The organism is Alteromonas sp. OM2203 (assembly GCF_048517045.1).
Classification (GTDB): domain Bacteria; phylum Pseudomonadota; class Gammaproteobacteria; order Enterobacterales; family Alteromonadaceae; genus Alteromonas; species Alteromonas gracilis.
Window position 1 is genome coordinate 2302355 of record NZ_CP183209.1, and the last position, 17064, is coordinate 2319418.

General features: G+C 41.8%; 17 protein-coding genes. 6 read left to right on the forward strand and 11 right to left on the reverse strand.

Annotated features, from left to right (window positions below; translation table 11 throughout):
* Window positions 1–77 precede the first annotated feature (77 nt).
* Window positions 78–920 (forward strand): DUF6279 family lipoprotein, encoded by an 843-nt coding sequence (locus ACM0P2_RS10285; protein ID WP_159118886.1) that lies wholly within the window; start codon window positions 78–80, stop codon window positions 918–920.
* Window positions 921–950: 30 nt separating this feature from the next.
* Here ACM0P2_RS10285 and ACM0P2_RS10290 read toward each other — a convergent pair whose 3' ends face one another.
* From ACM0P2_RS10290 to ACM0P2_RS10300, 3 genes are all read right to left on the reverse strand, one after another.
* The gene (locus ACM0P2_RS10290) at window positions 951–1745 is read right to left on the reverse strand and encodes a TIGR03915 family putative DNA repair protein (protein WP_159118888.1); all 795 of its coding nucleotides are present in this window, start codon (window positions 1743–1745) and stop codon (window positions 951–953) included.
* A gap of 50 nt (window positions 1746–1795) precedes the next feature.
* Complete coding sequence (locus ACM0P2_RS10295) at window positions 1796–3037, reverse strand: putative DNA modification/repair radical SAM protein (protein WP_159118890.1); 1242 nt, start codon at window positions 3035–3037, stop codon at window positions 1796–1798.
* 245 nt (window positions 3038–3282) lie between these two features.
* On the reverse strand, window positions 3283–4923 hold the full coding sequence (locus ACM0P2_RS10300) for a response regulator (protein ID WP_419226573.1): 1641 nt from the start codon (window positions 4921–4923) through the stop codon (window positions 3283–3285).
* 121 nt (window positions 4924–5044) lie between these two features.
* Here ACM0P2_RS10300 and ACM0P2_RS10305 point away from each other — a divergent pair, with 121 nt between their 5' ends.
* The 3 genes from ACM0P2_RS10305 (at window position 5045) to ACM0P2_RS10315 (ending at window position 7053) form a co-directional block, all read left to right on the forward strand.
* A complete protein-coding gene (locus tag ACM0P2_RS10305) occupies window positions 5045–5599 on the forward strand; it encodes a VC2046/SO_2500 family protein (protein ID WP_159118894.1) in 555 nt (184 codons plus the stop codon).
* A gap of 156 nt (window positions 5600–5755) precedes the next feature.
* On the forward strand, window positions 5756–6751 hold the full coding sequence (locus tag ACM0P2_RS10310) for a rhodanese-related sulfurtransferase (protein WP_419226574.1): 996 nt from the start codon (window positions 5756–5758) through the stop codon (window positions 6749–6751).
* A 53-nt stretch (window positions 6752–6804) separates the two neighbouring features.
* Window positions 6805–7053, forward strand: coding sequence for an EF-hand domain-containing protein (locus ACM0P2_RS10315; protein WP_105931294.1), 249 nt, complete (start codon window positions 6805–6807; stop codon window positions 7051–7053).
* Window positions 7054–7185: 132 nt separating this feature from the next.
* Here the strand turns inward: ACM0P2_RS10315 and ACM0P2_RS10320 are convergent, their stop codons facing one another.
* The 4 genes from ACM0P2_RS10320 to ACM0P2_RS10335 all read right to left on the reverse strand — a co-directional run bounded on the left by ACM0P2_RS10320 (window position 7186) and on the right by ACM0P2_RS10335 (window position 11018).
* Window positions 7186–7719, reverse strand: a complete 534-nt coding sequence (locus ACM0P2_RS10320; RefSeq protein ID WP_159118898.1) for a hypothetical protein — start codon at window positions 7717–7719, stop codon at window positions 7186–7188.
* 236 nt (window positions 7720–7955) lie between these two features.
* Window positions 7956–9284 carry a DEAD/DEAH box helicase gene (locus ACM0P2_RS10325; RefSeq protein ID WP_159118900.1) on the reverse strand — a complete coding sequence of 443 codons (1329 nt, stop codon included), beginning with the start codon at window positions 9282–9284 and terminating at the stop codon, window positions 7956–7958.
* A 373-nt stretch (window positions 9285–9657) separates the two neighbouring features.
* Window positions 9658–10311, reverse strand: coding sequence for a CoA transferase subunit B (locus tag ACM0P2_RS10330; protein WP_419226575.1), 654 nt, complete (start codon window positions 10309–10311; stop codon window positions 9658–9660).
* Window positions 10311–11018: a CoA transferase subunit A gene (locus ACM0P2_RS10335; RefSeq protein WP_105931297.1), complete on the reverse strand. Its 708-nt coding sequence runs from the start codon at window positions 11016–11018 to the stop codon at window positions 10311–10313. The genes ACM0P2_RS10330 and ACM0P2_RS10335 overlap by 1 nt, the downstream gene beginning before the upstream one ends.
* 120 nt (window positions 11019–11138) lie before the next feature.
* Here ACM0P2_RS10335 and ACM0P2_RS10340 point away from each other — a divergent pair, with 120 nt between their 5' ends.
* Complete coding sequence (locus ACM0P2_RS10340) at window positions 11139–12023, forward strand: LysR family transcriptional regulator (protein WP_159118902.1); 885 nt, start codon at window positions 11139–11141, stop codon at window positions 12021–12023.
* A 44-nt stretch (window positions 12024–12067) separates the two neighbouring features.
* On the opposite strand, the gene ACM0P2_RS10345 is transcribed toward ACM0P2_RS10340, so the two are convergent.
* Entirely contained in the window at window positions 12068–12826 is a 759-nt protein-coding gene (locus ACM0P2_RS10345) for a hypothetical protein (protein WP_159118904.1), read from the reverse strand.
* 96 nt (window positions 12827–12922) lie between these two features.
* Window positions 12923–13627, reverse strand: coding sequence for a sensor histidine kinase (locus ACM0P2_RS10350; protein ID WP_159118906.1), 705 nt, complete (start codon window positions 13625–13627; stop codon window positions 12923–12925).
* Window positions 13628–13838: 211 nt separating this feature from the next.
* On the opposite strand from ACM0P2_RS10350, the gene cysB reads away from it, so the two are divergent.
* On the forward strand, window positions 13839–14813 hold the full coding sequence (gene cysB / locus ACM0P2_RS10355; RefSeq protein ID WP_105931301.1) for an HTH-type transcriptional regulator CysB: 975 nt from the start codon (window positions 13839–13841) through the stop codon (window positions 14811–14813).
* Between the two features lie 118 nt (window positions 14814–14931).
* Here cysB and ACM0P2_RS10360 read toward each other — a convergent pair whose 3' ends face one another.
* Both ACM0P2_RS10360 and ACM0P2_RS10365 read right to left on the reverse strand, forming a co-directional pair.
* Window positions 14932–16305 carry an L-serine ammonia-lyase gene (locus ACM0P2_RS10360; RefSeq protein WP_159118912.1) on the reverse strand — a complete coding sequence of 458 codons (1374 nt, stop codon included), beginning with the start codon at window positions 16303–16305 and terminating at the stop codon, window positions 14932–14934.
* A gap of 184 nt (window positions 16306–16489) precedes the next feature.
* Entirely contained in the window at window positions 16490–17062 is a 573-nt protein-coding gene (locus ACM0P2_RS10365) for a CoA pyrophosphatase (protein WP_159118914.1), read from the reverse strand.
* Between the last annotated feature and the right edge of the window lie 2 nt (window positions 17063–17064).

Here is a 17064-nt window from a genome sequence, read left to right on the forward strand (position 1 = left end):
CGTTATTGCTTTTCTATGTAAAAAACGAATAAGCGAATCTTCGGTAGAGAACGTAGTTAATAAAAAAGGATTGAATTATGCGCTTGCTGCTAGTTTTGTTTTCTGTAATTTTTCTCGCTTCATGTAGTTCCAAATTGGCCTACAACAACCTCGACTGGTGGGTCTATTGGTATTTGGACGACTACATAGAACTTAAGGGGGAGCAGGAAGAAAAATTTGATGATTATTTGCAAAACTGGCTGCGCTGGCACAAAACATCAGAGCTTGAGCGCTACAAAGCGCACCTCAGCGAAATCAAAAGTCAAATCAAAAACGGTAGATTAGATTCTGGCGCTTTGCAGGGGCATCTAGTTCTAGCGAGGGAGCATTGGGAGCGAGTTCGCGACGAAATAAGCCCTGAGTTGGTATCAATTGCAAAAACATTAGATGACGAACAAGTCGTATCTCTTTTTGCAGCACTTGAAAAAGACAACAAAGAGGAAGAAGAAGAGCGTCTTGAAACGCTTGCGAAATCAGAAGAAAAGCGTTTGGAAGAACGCATTGAGCGCATAGAGGAAACTATCAGTGAGCGAATAGGAAAGCTTAGCGACGAGCAAAAGCAAATTGTTGCTACTTACGCTAGCCAGTTTATTCCCACTGGTGAAGAATGGTTAAATTATCGTAGGGACATACAAAATGCTGCTAGAAAGTTGTTTGTAACACGCAAGTTTAATAAGGATTTTGAAACGGAGCTTATTGCGCTAATGCAAAACCCAGATACGTATAAGAGCGACATCTATAAGCAAAGTAGTGAACACAATCAAGCCGTTACCGCTACGTTAATTTCTGAAATATTTACAACTATGAGCCACAAGCAGCGAGATACGCTACTTAAAAATATTGATGAACTTATTGAAACAGTGGAAAACTTCAAAAAATAAGTATGCCTACACAAGCTCGTGCGTAGCTATTCAGTGCTTATTTCCATCAATAATCATTTTATACGCACGGGCACCCGACTGCTTGATCATGTTGTCTATCAACGAGGTTTCGGGCATATTTTTCCAATATTTTTTGGGCATTTGATTCAGCATCGCATTCGTCTTAATGCGCGCTGGGTTAAATATGTTTGCATAATAAGTAAGCCAGTATTTTTCGATACGGTCATCATCAGGAACTGCACTTGGATCTGGATTATCCTCAAGAAGAAGCGTATCGGTATCCCAATGAGCGCCACGGTAGGGAGTGAGGATAGACCAGCGCATGTTTTTAAAACGAGTTCGAAAGAAGTCGAGCTTAACCTCCAAACTGTAATGTTCGGGCTCGTACCACGCGACAAAATGTTCTTTACCCTCAACTTCAAGTTCCTTGAACCTCAGAAACGCACTCATTTTATACGCGTCACGCTTGACGGCTTTTACAAGCATATAGAGTTGCATTATATCTTCGTCAGTTTTTAGCTGAATAAGGTTTCTATTTTCATAAATTATCCGCCACAAAACGCGATAACACAAAGCAAAGCGTTTGGTATCACTATGACATAGCGCATACTTAAATAGCACTAAAGCAGATTTGGGAATTGTGTGTTTTATTTGAAGTTTGTTAGTAGCTTGGGTCTGCTCTTGATGACCAAACAGGTCGTCCTGTACCGACTGAACGTTTTGCCAGATAATAGCCTCAGGAGGAATACCGTGTGCTAGACACACCCTTGATGCTTCGCGCCATTCATCAAACCCAGGCACCGAGGTAATTGTAATTGTCTTCATTCTGGCACTACCTTCGAAACTAAATTAGAAGCTGCTAACATAAATTTCATTTACCCACCAAATAACTCAAATTGCTTAGGCTGTTTAAATAGAAGTTCAAAATTATTGCTATCGAGTAAGTGAATGTTCGGTGAGTAGTCACCCACGCTGATGAACGGTTTTAACTTTTTTAGAGGCAGCCGCATTTTAGTAAGGTCTATCCAATTTAATTTGGTATGACGACGAATCGAGAGAATTTTTTGAACTGTACGAGCACCAAGCCCTGGTACTCGTAACAGAAGCATTTTATCGGCTTTGTTTAAATCGATTGGAAATATATGGCGATTTCGCAATGCCCATGCGAGCTTGGGGTCGTGATCCATATCCAGCATTTCATCATGAACAATTTCATCGAGGGTAAATCCATAAAAACGCAGAAGCCAGTCAGCTTGATAGAGACGATGTTCACGTATTAAAGGCGCTGGTTTCAAAGGTAAAACTTGTGAGGCGTCAGGTATGGGGGAAAATGCAGAGTAATAAACCCGACGTAGCTTTTGTTCGCTATAGAGTTTAACGCTGGTTCCCAAAATGATTTTGTCATTCGAATCATCCGCACCAATGATCATTTGGGTCGACTGTCCACCAGGCGCAAAGCGAGGAGGGCGTTTGCCCGAGTGTGTTTTATCGACATTATGTTCCGTTATTTTGTCTTTAAGCGTATTCATCGCCCCATGAATCGCGCCAAGGTCTTTCTCTGGAGCATATTTATTTAATGAAGGTTGGGTTGGCATCTCGACGTTTATACTTAATCTATCTGCATATAAACCGGCCTCAGCCTGTAATTCGGGCGAGGCGTTTGGAATGGTTTTAAGGTGTATGTAGCCCTTGAACCCGTGATCGAGACGCAGGGATTTAGCAATGCGCACCATACTTTCCATTGTTAAATCTGGTGAGCCAACAATACCGGAGCTAAGAAATAAGCCTTCGATGTAGTTACGTTTATAAAAATTAAGGGTTAAATCTACCGTCTCCTTCACTGAGAAACGGGCACGTCGTACATTGCTAGATACTCTATTGATGCAATAGTGGCAGTCGTAGATACAATAATTCGTCATTAATATTTTCAATAGTGATACACATCGTCCATCTGGGGTAAAACTATGGCATATACCTGAGCCACCAGTTAGCGAGCCTATACCGGTTTTATCAGTTTTGCCTGCCTGACGCTTACCTGCTGAGCCGCTTGCACAGGACGCATCATACTTAGCGGCGTCTGAAAGAATTTCGAGTTTTTGTATCAGTTTGTCATGCATTGCAGATTAAACTTCCTCTTAGCAAAAGCAGATGTAGAGATATCTCACCTAAACATTTTGCTGACATATTTTATTTAAGAAATAACCACTCGCGTTATAACATGTATATATATACAGTACAAATGTGTTATGTTTATCTGGAGGGAAAGCAGTAAAACCCGTTGAGCGAATGTTTAGTAATAGAGGTTGATAAGTGGGCTTAAGATTGTCCTAGTGAAATAAAAGGCAAGGGATTGATGAATAGCCTAAAAACCGATGTATTGTGAGAGTTCGTCTCGAAGATTGACGTATTTCTCTTTATAGGTTGCTTTGAGCGTCATGTCGTCTATTAACTTAAATAGACGCTTACACTCATTAATCAAGTTTGCATCGGCTTTACCCTCTTTCACCGCTATTTGAAGAAGACATTGAAGTAGGTTGAGTGCAACACCGGTATTAACAGGTGCAAAGCCTTGAGCAAGGGCAAATGAAGCCTTAGCTCGCTCATAGTCCTTTTCTTGGTAATGTTGAATGCCCTCGCGATTGAACTGCTGATAGCTAGCTAGGCTTTTTTGCGCGTCTTGAGACTGTTTTCTTAGCATACTCGCACTATTTTGGTCGAGCTCATCGTCCCGTGATTCTAGTAATGCGGTTAACTGAACCGCGTCATCGAACTCACCCAATTTAAACATTACATTTATACTATCAGGGATATATGCTGTAGGAACGTCAGTGTACTTTTCATCTAGTAAGTTTTGAGACAAGGCTAAATGTCGCTTTGCGTCTATTAACTTTCCATCTATCGCGCTTATTCTGGCGTTAACAATTTTTCCAAAGATACTTATGTCAAAGTCGCGGTCTATTTTTTGAAGATGATCATCAAATTTTCCCCGCTGCAGTGTGAGAAGGGCTTCTTGTTGATACTTGTTGCGCTGTTTTTTATCTTCTGCAAATTCCGCAATGTCTAAATAGCTTCTGATAATGCCGCACCAATGAAGGCTGTTTTTGTGAACGGTACGTTTTGATAAATCCCAAATAGCTAAACTAGAGCTTGCTGCGAGTAGCAAATCCTCATTATCTCTGCCAATCTCGCAGGCTTTAAAATGCCTTGGCAGCGAATAGGGAGAAAGTTTAATTGCTTCCTTGATAGCCTCTAATGCTTTTTCACCAGATGTGATAGCTTGATAGGCCTGAGCAAGAATATCGTGTGCATCTGCATTAAATCTGTTGCGCTTGAGGGTCTTCTTAGCCACTGAAATAGCTTTTTCGTAATCTTTCAATTGAAGGTAGGTTTTACCAATCGCGACTTGAGCCCAGAGCACAGACTTTCCATCTATGTAGCTATTTAAAACATCAAGGGCTTTTTGAGGCTGATCGATTCGCCAATATAACTCTACCAAGAGCTGCTCGCAGTGACCTTTATAATGAGACGGCGCATCTAGGAGCGCTTCAATATGGTCGATAGCGCTATTGAGTTCTCCTTTATTAATCAGTGTATAAGCTTCTTTTAAGAACTCGCGTTTTTGAAAAGCACGTACAATTCTAGATTTTAACTGTACCTGTGAAAAGGGTTTGATAAGAAAGTCATCTGGACGACGCTCTATTGAGCCTAACACTATCGGTCGTGCGCTATCGGCGCTAATTAGAATAAACACGGTCGTTGGACTAATGAGACTGGCCGTGCGCAGCTCCTCGATTAATTCATATCCATTTTTGTTGTCTGCGCCTAGATGAAGATCACAGATGATGATATCGAATTTATGCTTTTTACAAAGTGATACCGCTTGTTCTGCTGACGATTTAGTGACCACGTCAGACACGCCCATAGAGTGCATTAATCCCTTGAGGAGAAGGAGGAAAGGTCGTTGATCTTCAACAATCAATACTTGTTTGTTGCTAAATTGCATTTCGCATCCGTGAATGAGCACACCTAGGCCTAGTAGAAGTATATCTAACTTTAGAAAATAAGCTTAAGAAAAACATTATCTTGCCGAAAACATAAGTATGCAAATTAAGTAATAAAAATGGATGCCATTAGACACCCCCGCTGCTAACGACAATACGCCTATCGACCCCAGTATTTACTGGGAGCGAAGCGGGGTGCTTGCTCGCGCATCAGCGCAAGGTGCACTTTTTTCCTTATACCTTGCCATGCAGCAACACAGTGTTGCGGAGCCGTTTCAAATTGAATCGGCAAATTCAGGCCTAGAACAACAAAATAGCGTAAAGGCACAACTTGCCTCATTAAATCATTACAGACGGCCGTCACTCGCTGCGAGCGAAAGTGAATGGAAAACAATGCACGTTATGCCTTTGCTTGTTGCACAGGACTATGCCACAGCGCGATTGTACATGGCATTAAAACCCGCACCTTTAGCACAAACCAACGATGAAAAGCGTCTTCCCGATGACGTAATACACAACTGCAGCCTCGCTACGCAAAAAAGACTGAAAAAACAATATGCTAATTCAGTTAAAGAAGACAATACATTACTCTATGATATTCTCTCTTCACAACACGGTGAAACTGACTCTGCAAATCCTGAACACCTAAATTCAACGTCCTTTAGAAGTATGGCTTAGCACAACACCGTGCACCGTGAACACTCAAAAAGCATTCACTAGTACCAGTCCGCACAGATAATTACATCTGTCCTAGTTTTTAACCATTAGTTTTGTTATATTGCGCGCCGCATTTTTGCACTGGTCTTACGCTCCAATCAGCAAAGGTAAAAAACTATGTCTAAATATATTGTTTGCGCAATGTATAAATTTGTTGCGCTTGAAAACTTCAAAGAAATACGTCAACCGCTACTTGAAGCCATGGAAGCAAATGGCATCAAAGGCACTCTTCTTCTCGCTCACGAGGGTATAAACGGCACTGTGTCGGGCACCCGTGAAGGTATCGACGCTTTACTCGCTTATTTGAACAGTGATGAACGTATTAACCCAATTTCCTTTAAAGAGTCACTTCACGACGAGCAGCCGTTCTACCGCACTAAAGTAAAGCTTAAAAAAGAAATTGTGACTATGGGCGTTGAAGGTATCGACCCTCGCCAAACCGTAGGTACATACGTTAAGCCTAAGGACTGGAATGCACTAATAAGCGACCCAGATGTAACGGTAATCGACACCCGAAACGGTTATGAAATAGAAATTGGTACGTTCAAAAACGCGGTTGACCCAAAAACTGAAACCTTTCGCGAGTTTCCAGAATACGTAGCAAAAGAACTAGACCCGTCTAAAAATAAGAAAGTTGCAATGTTTTGCACTGGTGGAATCCGCTGTGAAAAATCTACCGCTTATTTGAAAGAACAGGGGTTTGAAGAGGTCTATCATTTAGAAGGTGGCATCCTTCAGTATCTTGAAGATGTACCAAAAGAAGAGTCGCTGTGGGAAGGTGACTGTTTTGTATTTGATAACCGCGTAGCCGTTAATCATGACTTAGAGAAAAGCCATTACGAGCAGTGTTACGCATGTAGACTCCCTATAACGGAAGAAGACAAGCAAAGCGATAAATACGAGCCAGGCGTAAGCTGTCCTCATTGTTATGGTACACATACTGAAGATCAAATTGCTCGATTTAGAGAGCGTGAAAAACAAGTTCAGCTAGCGAAAGAACGCCAACAGGAACACGTTGGAACTGAAGCGCGTTTAACCATGGAACAAAAACGCAAAGAAAAAGCGGAAGCTCAACGTTTACGCGCACTTAAAGCGAAAGAAAATCAGGCATAGACAGCCAGAAAGAAGGGCGTTACACTCGTGTTTATTGCAGTTGAAATTAAGGAATGCGAGTGAGCACTCAACTTTCAGAATCTAAAATTGAAGAAATTAGGAAGGACTTTAGCTTTTTCGATCGTGATGGCAATGGCCAAATCGATTTGCCAGAGTTCATCGAGCTTCTAACCGTTATTTCGCCAAAAACTAAAGCGAGCCACGTACAAGAGGGCTTCAAGATTATCGATAGTAATGACGACGGTTACATCGACTTTGAAGAGTTTTTGGAGTGGTGGCAAGAAGGGTGGTGGGAGTACTAGGCCAAGGCTTACTGTTGCCATCATTTGCCAGAGGTTTCCTTACGCTCTTTTTAATGCGCAAGTGAAACTTAAAATCGTACACAGAACATAAACAAAAACGAGTGCTTTTTAAAAAGTACTCGTTTTTTTATGTTACCAATCAGCACTGTATATATTATTAGCTTTTGCCGCTTCCACTTCTAATGGTGCTTTATCGTAACCATACTCAGCCATGTCAAAAAAGTGTTGGGTAACCACTTTATCTAGGCTGGCCCTTTCAACTTGTAGTACATGTACTAGTTCATGGGCTAATTTTGGCCTGGTCAGTTCGAAGTCTTTACGAGCGTAAATCGAATAACCGAAAACTTGTGCATTGTTTGTGATGCCTTCACCAACGAGTCCAACCGCCTGGCCGAATACTTTAAGAGCAAAATTTTCGTAAGGATAGGGGACATCGTCAACATAAACAATTCTGACTTTTTCAGGGTGTTTGATGCCAATTTCTTTCGCCAACGACCGTTCCTTGTTATTTAACGGTGTACCAATTTCAATCCCTTTCTCATCTGTTTCCTGCGCCCAATCTATATATTGGGGTAATAGCACGCTCGCTATTATCTTTTCATAAAAAAGTGCGGTAATAAGGAATATAGCAACCAACAATAACGACATAACTTTAAGAAATTTCATGTTTTCAAAATCCGTTTATATAAGGCTTCAATGCCTTAAAAGTCACTGGCTTGTATTAGTGGAGTAGTTTACTAAGTTAATTATTTTGAACGCGTAGTACAGCATTTACTGGAGACGGATTACAGAAAAAGAATGTAAAAAAATGTTCTGTAAAACTGAATGATATACCGGCCATCGCTAAGCATAGAAGAACCATGCTTAGCGGTTACGAGTGTATAAGCCTCTTTTTATAAGCTCTACTCGTCGTCGTCATCCGACTGGATACTTCTTGGCTTACGTTTAACGGGAACCATACCAATATCTTCACCCGACATAGTATCAACGCGCTTTTTAACGCCACTTTTAGCCGGCTTCGCCGTTCGCTTTTTACCGTTTGAAAGGCCTGGTTTTTTCGAGACTTTTTTCTTAGGAGTAAAACCTTTGAAACTTGCTGGAAATTCATCGTGGGCTGAACACTCAAGTGCATATTGAAGATGGGTTTTAAGCCCTTCAAAGCTGCTCCAATCTCTAGGACCGATTAATGAAAAAGCTTCACCTTTTTGTCCTGCACGGCCTGTACGCCCAATTCGGTGGATATATTCGTCGGCGTTTTTAGGTAGGTCAAAGTTAACAACCAAACCTACTTTTGAAAGGTCTAAACCGCGAGAGGCAAGGTCTGTTGTAACTAGGATGCTATGTTGTCCGCGGGCAAATGCACTCATTACGGCGGCACGCTGGTTTTGCGGCATGTCACCACGAAGGGCAATTGCTTCCAACTTCTGTTCATTTAATAGGTTAGCAATCCTGTCCGTATCTTCGCGAGTTGCGGTAAAAACAATGGCTTGATTGTATGAACGTTTGCTTAATTCAAACTGTAAGATTTGATCTTTATTTTCAACGTTATCGGCAAAGAAACACTGCTGAACAATATCACCATGCTCTGCGGTAGAGTCTCCCACCGCTACCCGTACCGCTCCTTTGGTTAACTGAGTCGTCATGTGCTTGAGTTCGATATTGTCAAGCGTGGCAGAAAACAGCATTGTCTGGCGTTTTCTATGGTCAGCGTAGTCATTAATCATTTTTAACTGCGCTGAAAACCCTAAATCAAGCATTCGGTCTGCTTCGTCAAATATCAGCAATTCTAAACCGTTTAAATACATGCTCTTATCTAAAAGGTGGTCTGCAACACGACCAGCTGTACCGACGATAATATGCGGATTGCGGCGTAAAGCTTTTACCTGGTCGTTATAATTTTCACCGCCCACAATAAGCGAGCAAGTCAAATTTAAACCGGTACACATTGATTTAGCTTCAATGAATACCTGTTTAGCGAGCTCGCGGGTTGGTGCTAAAATTAACGCACGTGGATCTTGTTTACTTAATGCTTTCTGAGACATTAACCTGTTTATCGCAGGTACCAAAAAGGCGAAGGTTTTACCTGACCCGGTTTTAGAGGACGCAATAATATCCTTCCCCTGAATTGCGGGAAGCATGGTGCGCTCTTGAATTTCGGTTAGCGTCGAAATATTTTTTGTTTCGAGCTTTGAAATAATTTTGTGGTTTACAGGTAAATCAGAAACTAGCAAGAAGATACGGCCTTAATTAAATGATGGACGCGCATATTATCCCTTAATGCCCTGGTTAATGAAAGGCTTATTAGATGGCACAATAGAAGGGAGCAACAGTTGTTAATAATTCTTCGTTAAAGGCTCATTTTTGCAATAGCGTTTTAGTTTATATTTCTACAAAAGCTGAAGCTAATTAATTGTAATTTAAAGAAATAGATAGGATGGCGGCATAGCCGCCATGTAAGATTAGATATCACATCAAGAAAACAGGTGACATGCTGTACACGCTTGTTAGCTATACATTTCTGTTATGAAACCTCGTTTACACCATCTACTAATCAGCCACACCCATTGTGTACTGATTTGATGCAAGCAAAACCTATAGTGGTCGTTAAAACTTCATTTCAGGCACGTTTTCTGGAACAACAAGCTTTCCACCGGTTTTTTCTTTGATTTCGTCAACACTAACACCCGGTGCCCGCTCTTGAAGAACAAAAGCGCCGTTTTCAACGCTGAGTACTGCTAAGTCTGTAATGATACGCGTAATACAATTCACACCTGTTAATGGAAGCGTACATTCACTAAGTAATTTGGGGTTACCGTGCTTATCTGTATGGGTCATAGTAACAATTATATTTTTTGCACCGGCTACTAGGTCCATAGCGCCGCCCATACCTTTCACCAATTTACCAGGGATCATCCAAGACGCAATATTTCCCGATACGTCGACCTCGAAGGCGCCAAGTACGGTGAAATCTACGTGACCACCGCGGATCATGGCAAAGCTTTCAGCACTGCTGAATATAGACGCGCCAGTTATGGCAGTAACTGTCTCTTTACCGGCGTTAATCATGTCAGCGTCTATTTCACTTTCTGTTGGATAGCGGCCCATTCCCAGAAGACCGTTTTCAGACTGAAGCATTACGCTAATATCATTAGGTACGTAGTTAGCAGCCAGGGTAGGGATGCCTATACCCAAATTAACATAATCACCATCTTTAAACTCTTGGGCCACGCGCATTGCTATCTGTTCTCTGCTAAGCATTACACTGTCTCCTTACTAACTACACGACGCTCAATACGCTTTTCGAACGTCCCTTTAATAACGCGATTTACATAAATACCCGGAGTGTGGATTTCGCTAGGGGATAGTTCGCCAGGCTCTACAATCTCTTCTGCTTCTACTACCGTTATTTTGCCTGCGGTAGCCGCCATAGGGTTAAAATTTTGCGCAGTATGACGATAAACGCAGTTGCCATAGGTATCTGCTTTCCATGCTTTTACAATAGCAAAATCACCGGTAATAGCATGTTCAAGAATATAAGGGCGACCATTAAATTCTTTTACTTCCTTGCCTTCTCCCACAGGGGTGCCATAACCCGTTGCTGTATAAAATGCTGGGATGCCTGCCCCTCCAGCGCGCATTTTCTCCGCTAGTGTGCCTTGAGGCGTTAGCTCTACTTCTAACTCTCCATTAAGCAACTGTTTTTCAAAAAGTGCGTTTTCTCCAACGTAAGATGACACCATTTTAGCAATCTGCTTATCTTCAAGGAGTAGGCCTAGGCCAAAGCCATCTACGCCGCAATTGTTTGATACAACCGTTAATCCTGTAGTGCCCATCTTTTTGATTTGACCTATTAGTCCTTCTGGAATTCCACAAAGACCAAAGCCGCCGGCAATGACGGTCATGCCATTTTCTAAGCCGGACATCGCCTCATCGTAAGACGACACAACTTTGTTAAATCCTGCCATACTTCTTCTCCACTTTTCTTGTTAAAAATAAGTATCAGCATTGTTGCTACATTTGTAAAATCGAATTATTCTTACTATTAATAAATATTATTTATTAATAGTTGAGTTTATTTTCATTCAATGGACGTGTCTTATCGCCAAATAAAAGCGTTTGTAGAAGTAGCGAAATCGTCTACTTTTGCTGAAGCAGCAGTCAGTCTTCACCTTACTCAACCAGCTTTGTCATCCGCTATAAAGAAAATGGAGGAACAGCTTGGTGGGAAACTGTTTCTGCGAAATACTCGTAGTGTAAGCCTCACCCCAGAGGGCGAGGTTCTTTTTCCCAATGCGGTACGGCTTTTACACGATTGGGACAACACCTTTTCAGATATTCAAAACTTATTTGCTATGGCGAAAGGGCATCTTACAATTTGCGCAATGCCTTCTTTTGCAGAGGCTCATCTACCTGAAATATTGTTTCAATTTCACCAACGAGCCCCTAATGTGAATTTACGAATCGTTGATGTGGTAATGGAACAAGTTATTCATGAGGTTACGACAGGGCGCTCTGAAATTGGGTTCTCGTTTGAGCCAGAGCGGAAGGACGGTTTAATTTTTGAACGTCTTTTTGATGATCAATTTGTTGTGGTGGCCAATGAAATACAGGCGTCTTTGCTCCCCGAGAAAGTCAAGTGGTTAGACTGCCTTAAGCTGCCCCTTGTTATGATGAATAGAGGCTCTGCGGTGAGGCATTGGACGCAAACAAAACTAGCGTCCCATGGAGAACTTGACATTGTTGCAGAGACTGGACAGTTATCAACGCTTGGCAAGCTTATTCAAAATGGGCTAGGTATTTCCATAATGCCTTCCATATGTAAAAAGCAAATGGAAGGATTGGGATTAGTGGTCAAAGAGGTATCCGACGAACCACTGATAAAAAATATTGGCCTTATAAGAAATACCAGGAAGAGTCTTTCAATACCTGCTCAGTCGTTGTGGAACTTGGCTATTGCGCATTATGCCTAGATGACCAAACGCGTATAGCATCGTTTATTTTTTACACCAGCGCGTTACCACTTTTTCTTAGGCGCAAATAATTCGTCCAATTCGTCTCTTTCTTCTTCTTGTTTTCTAACACGGTCTTTTTCGTTGACGCTTTTCAAATTATTCTGAATTTCATTTAGCCATTCATTTAATGTTGCAAGCTTAGATGTTGAGTAATCATCTTGCGGGTTTTGGTTTTCAAGCGCAGCTTTTGCTTTTTCGAAATATTGCCTCGCCGAGCCAAGCATATTGGTTTGAAGTGCTGCGCGACCGCGCTTAATTAAGGTTTCAACATTTACTTTTACTTGCAAACGCTCAAGCTGCTTATCTTCATCTGAAAACACTTTTGCGTCAATTTGACCTTTACTATGCTCAGAACGAAGCATAATACGAAGCTTTTTCACCGACTGAATATATTGGATAATCATTTTGTCGTTATCCGGCAACGTAAATTCATTCAGAGAGCCGCTGTTGTCAGAAAGCGCTGCTGTCATCGCTTGTTCGCTACTTACAATTCGTTGCTTTAAATCTGTGGTACTCGCTAATTCATTCATAGCTTTCAGTGCGTTGAGCATGCGATTATGCAAGATGCCCATTATTCTGGATGACACCGGCATGTTAATACTTGATGTTATGACTTTTTCAGTTTCATCAACAATAACGCGCTGTTTGGCTAATTCTGTTCTGCGCTCAGCTTCTTGCTTTTGACGATGTTGCTGCATTGCATTGATAAAGATCGCCGCGATGAGCAAAACAACAATTGAAATGATTATTATCACGTACATGCGTGTGTTTCCGTCTATGTTTTGTTTTTTTGTAACGCCATCTCGTTCACATTTTTAGGCATTACTTTTTGAATTACATGCGTTTATCGCACAATACTACGGTATTTTTACTTCAAATACACTTCCACCGAGTGACCCGCCATTAGAAAGTGCAATCGTACCTTCTTTATTATCTTGAGAATGTGCTCGGGCTATCAATTTAGCGAAGAACAAACCTAGCCCCGTGCGGCCTTGGCTCAACTCGAAATCAGATAAGTCTTCATGACTTTTATCGAGCATAGATTGAGGATATCCATGCCCATCGTCTTCAATCATAATCACCAACTTTTCGCTTTTATCTACTTTGGCCGATATATGTATCTTTGACGTTCCGTATCTCATTGCATTGATAATGACATCATTTAGCAATAAGTAAATAAGCTCACCATCTAGATACCAGCTTAGGTCTTCGTCGATAGTTATGGTAATCATTATTTTCTTTTGTTTTACATAAAGCGTATTTGAACCAACGACGTCTTCTACCAAATCTTTGATAAAACTTTCATCTACTGTAATAGGCAAACTTTCTAGTTCTGCTCGATAAAGCGAAAGAATTTGGACAAGGTTGGTATTTAATCTTGAGGCTTCGTAGTGAACACGTGAAACTTGTTCTTGTGCTTCCACATTTTCTGCTGACAGTGTTTCGCTTAACGACTCTATAGACTGTATGAGTAAAAACAGGGAGTTTTTCATATCGTGCACTGCAGCGGCGAGCACCGAGGAAAAGTCTATTGTGGATGTCACTTGCTTACTACTTGTCATAACCCTTGTATTGCCGCACATTGCTTTTTGTCTAAAACATAATGTAGAACAATTCCGTTTAGAGCAAAGGAATACTACTTAAAATCTTAAGAAAATGAACGAAATGCAACTTTATAATGCGATTTTTGTAATAGCAACTAGTAAAAATGAGTCGTTTTAGTTATAACGGTGAAAGAACAATGTCAGTTTTCTCTATAGAATCGGTGTAAATATGAAGCTTCAACAACTACGGTATATCGTAGAAGTCCTTAATAACAATTTAAATGTATCAGCAACTGCAGAGAGCTTGTATACCTCACAACCCGGTATTAGCAAGCAAGTTCGCATGCTGGAGGACGAGTTAGGCGTTCAGATATTTGGCCGCAGTGGAAAGCACCTGACACACGTGACTGATGCCGGAAATGATGTTGTAAATATTGCCAGAGAAATTCTGGCAAAAGTTGAAAGTATAAAAGCTGTCGCGAGAGAGCATACCTTACCCGATCAGGGAAAGTTAAACATAGCGACAACACATACCCAAGCACGTTACGCACTTCCTGACGTTATTCAAGGTTTTATGACGAAGTACCCAAAGGTATCGCTTCATATGCATCAGGGCACACCGTCTCAAATCAGTGATTTAGCCGCGAAAGGCGAGGCTGACTTTGCCATCGCCACCGAAGCGCTTCATTTGTATAACGATTTGGTAATGTTACCTTGTTACCATTGGAATCGCAGTGTGATTGTTAATAAAGACCATCCACTTTCTCAAAAAGGCACCATAGACATTTCTGATATCGCGAAATATCCGCTGGTTACTTACGTGTTTGGCTTCACAGGTCGCTCTGAATTAGATCAGGCATTTGAGAGAGCAGGGCTAACGCCTAAGATAGTGTTTACTGCTACAGATGCCGACGTTATAAAAACCTACGTACGACTTGGTGTTGGTATTGGCGTTATTGCATCAATGGCGGTGAGTGAAGATTTAGACGACGATTTAGTTAAAATTGACGCCAGTCACTTATTTGATTACAGCACCACTAAAATTGGTTTTAGAAAAGGGTCGTTCTTAAGAAGCTACATGTACGACTTTATTGAGCGCTTTGCTCCTCATCTGACCAAGGATAAAGTTGAGAAAGCGATGATGCTTAAAAACAATGAAGAAGTGGAAAAGATGTTCAAGGGCGTGACGTTACCAGTTAAATAATGCCATTCCGCATAGAAAAGTGCCCACTCAGAAGGCGCTGGCAAGTTTCTTAGCGAAGCGTGGGAATGCAGACAAAAATGGGGCGTAGTTAAGCCCCATTTTGAGTTTAAAATTTGCCTTAGCATTCAATGATATTGACTGCCAGGCCACCTCTGGCTGTTTCTTTATACTTTGTTTTCATATCGTTTCCTGTATCGCGCATGGTTTTAATTACCTTATCCAGCGATACTTTGTGTTCGCCTGTTCCTCGCAACGCAAGGCGAGATGCATTTATTGCTTTGATGGCACCCATTGCATTTCTTTCTATACAGGGTACCTGAACCAGGCCACCGACAGGGTCACAGGTCAGCCCTAGGTTATGCTCCATACCAATTTCTGCTGCGTTTTCGACAGAAGCAGCCGTGCCGCCCATAATTTCAGCAAGCGCACCCGCTGCCATGGAACAGGCTACACCTACTTCACCCTGACAGCCAACTTCAGCCCCGGATATTGACGCATTTTCTTTGTACAATATGCCAATGGCACCTGCCGTTAAGAGAAAACGGCTGGCGACTTCTTCATCGACTGGGCGAATAAACTTATCAACATATTGGAGAACAGCTGGAATTATGCCAGCTGCGCCATTTGTAGGTGCAGTGACGACACGACCACCTGCAGCATTTTCTTCGTTAACTGCTAGTGCGAAAAGGTTTACCCAATCCATTGTTTGCATAGGATCGTTTGTGTGCTCAGTTTGGAGTCGGCGGTAAAGACCCGGAGCGCGGCGAACTACTTTTAGGCCACCAGGAAGAATACCTTCGCTTTCGATACCACGCTGTATGCAGGCTTTCATCACAAGCCAGATATTATGCAGTTGTTGCTTAACCTCGTGTTTAGGCCTAAAGGTTGATTCATTGCGCAACATAAGTGAGCTTATGCTTAGCCCGTTTGTTTTACACAAAGAAAGAAGTTCTTCAGCGGTTTTGAAAGGAAACGGAACAGAAGCTTGCAGGCTCGCTGCGTGTGCCTTGGTTGCATCGAAGTCTTCGTCTTTAATGATAAAGCCGCCGCCGATACTGTAATAGGTTTGTTGTTTTACCAGCTCATCCTGAGCGTAAGCGTAAAACGTCAGTGCATTAGCATGCTTCGGCAGCGTTTTTCGACGATGAAATACAATCGCATTTTTGCTTGGGAAACGAACCAGTTTTTTGCCGTTTAAGCACAGTTTCTCACTATTTCTTATTTCTTCTAGCTTAGATTCAATAGTATCCACATCGATTTCATCAGGAAGCTCACCAAGCAACCCCAAAATGACCGCTTTTCCCGTACCATGGCCGATACCCGTCTGACCGAGTGAGCCAAATAGTTCAACTTTTACGCTATCGACAGCGTCAAACTTCTCAGTAACTTGAGCGAGTTCAGCGACAAACTCAGCACCTGCTTTCATTGGACCTACCGTGTGTGAGCTTGAAGGGCCAATGCCCACACTGAACATATCAAATACGCTTATCATAAACTTCTAAAATTAAAACAAAGTAATAATGGGATCATGCATCCACGAAGTGAAAACCACAATACAGAAAAGCTAATAGGATGATTAGTTTTGCTAATACACTGTAAAGATAAATTTATAGCGAGGTAACTAAAGTCGATCAACAGTAGGCATAAGCGCTCCTAATGAACATACGGAAGGACGCTTAAGGATGAATATGATGAGACAGGTTCCTCAACATCGCTGCTGTCGCTCCCCAAATCATTCTGTTTTTCCATGGGATAAAATAAATTGGAAACGTTTTTTTATCACGGTGTGTGGTGTGAATTAAATGATTCTTTCTATCTAACACGTGTGAAAGAGGAACTTCAAACGCGCTTTCTACCTCGTTTTTGTCAATAATTGGGGTGAAATCGGGGTTAACAAATCCGACAACGGGGGCTATTTCATAGCCACTGATGGTACGGTATTTTGGAAGCATGCCAACCACGTCAACGTTATTTGCGGGCAGCCCCACTTCTTCTTGTGCTTCTCGAAGGGCAGCATCAAAAAAAGAATTGTCAGTTTCATCAACAGCCCCACCAGGGAAACTGATTTGGCCTGGATGGTGTCTTAGGTGGTGCGCTCGCTCGGTAAGTAAAAGTTGAAGAGAATCTCCATAATCAATTAACGGAATTAAGACAGCCGCAGGACGCCCGGTCTTTCTCAAAGGAAAGTCTGGTTCACTGTAGGTTTGTCTTAAATGATGAAATTGCGATAGAAATTCATTTCTCGTCATAT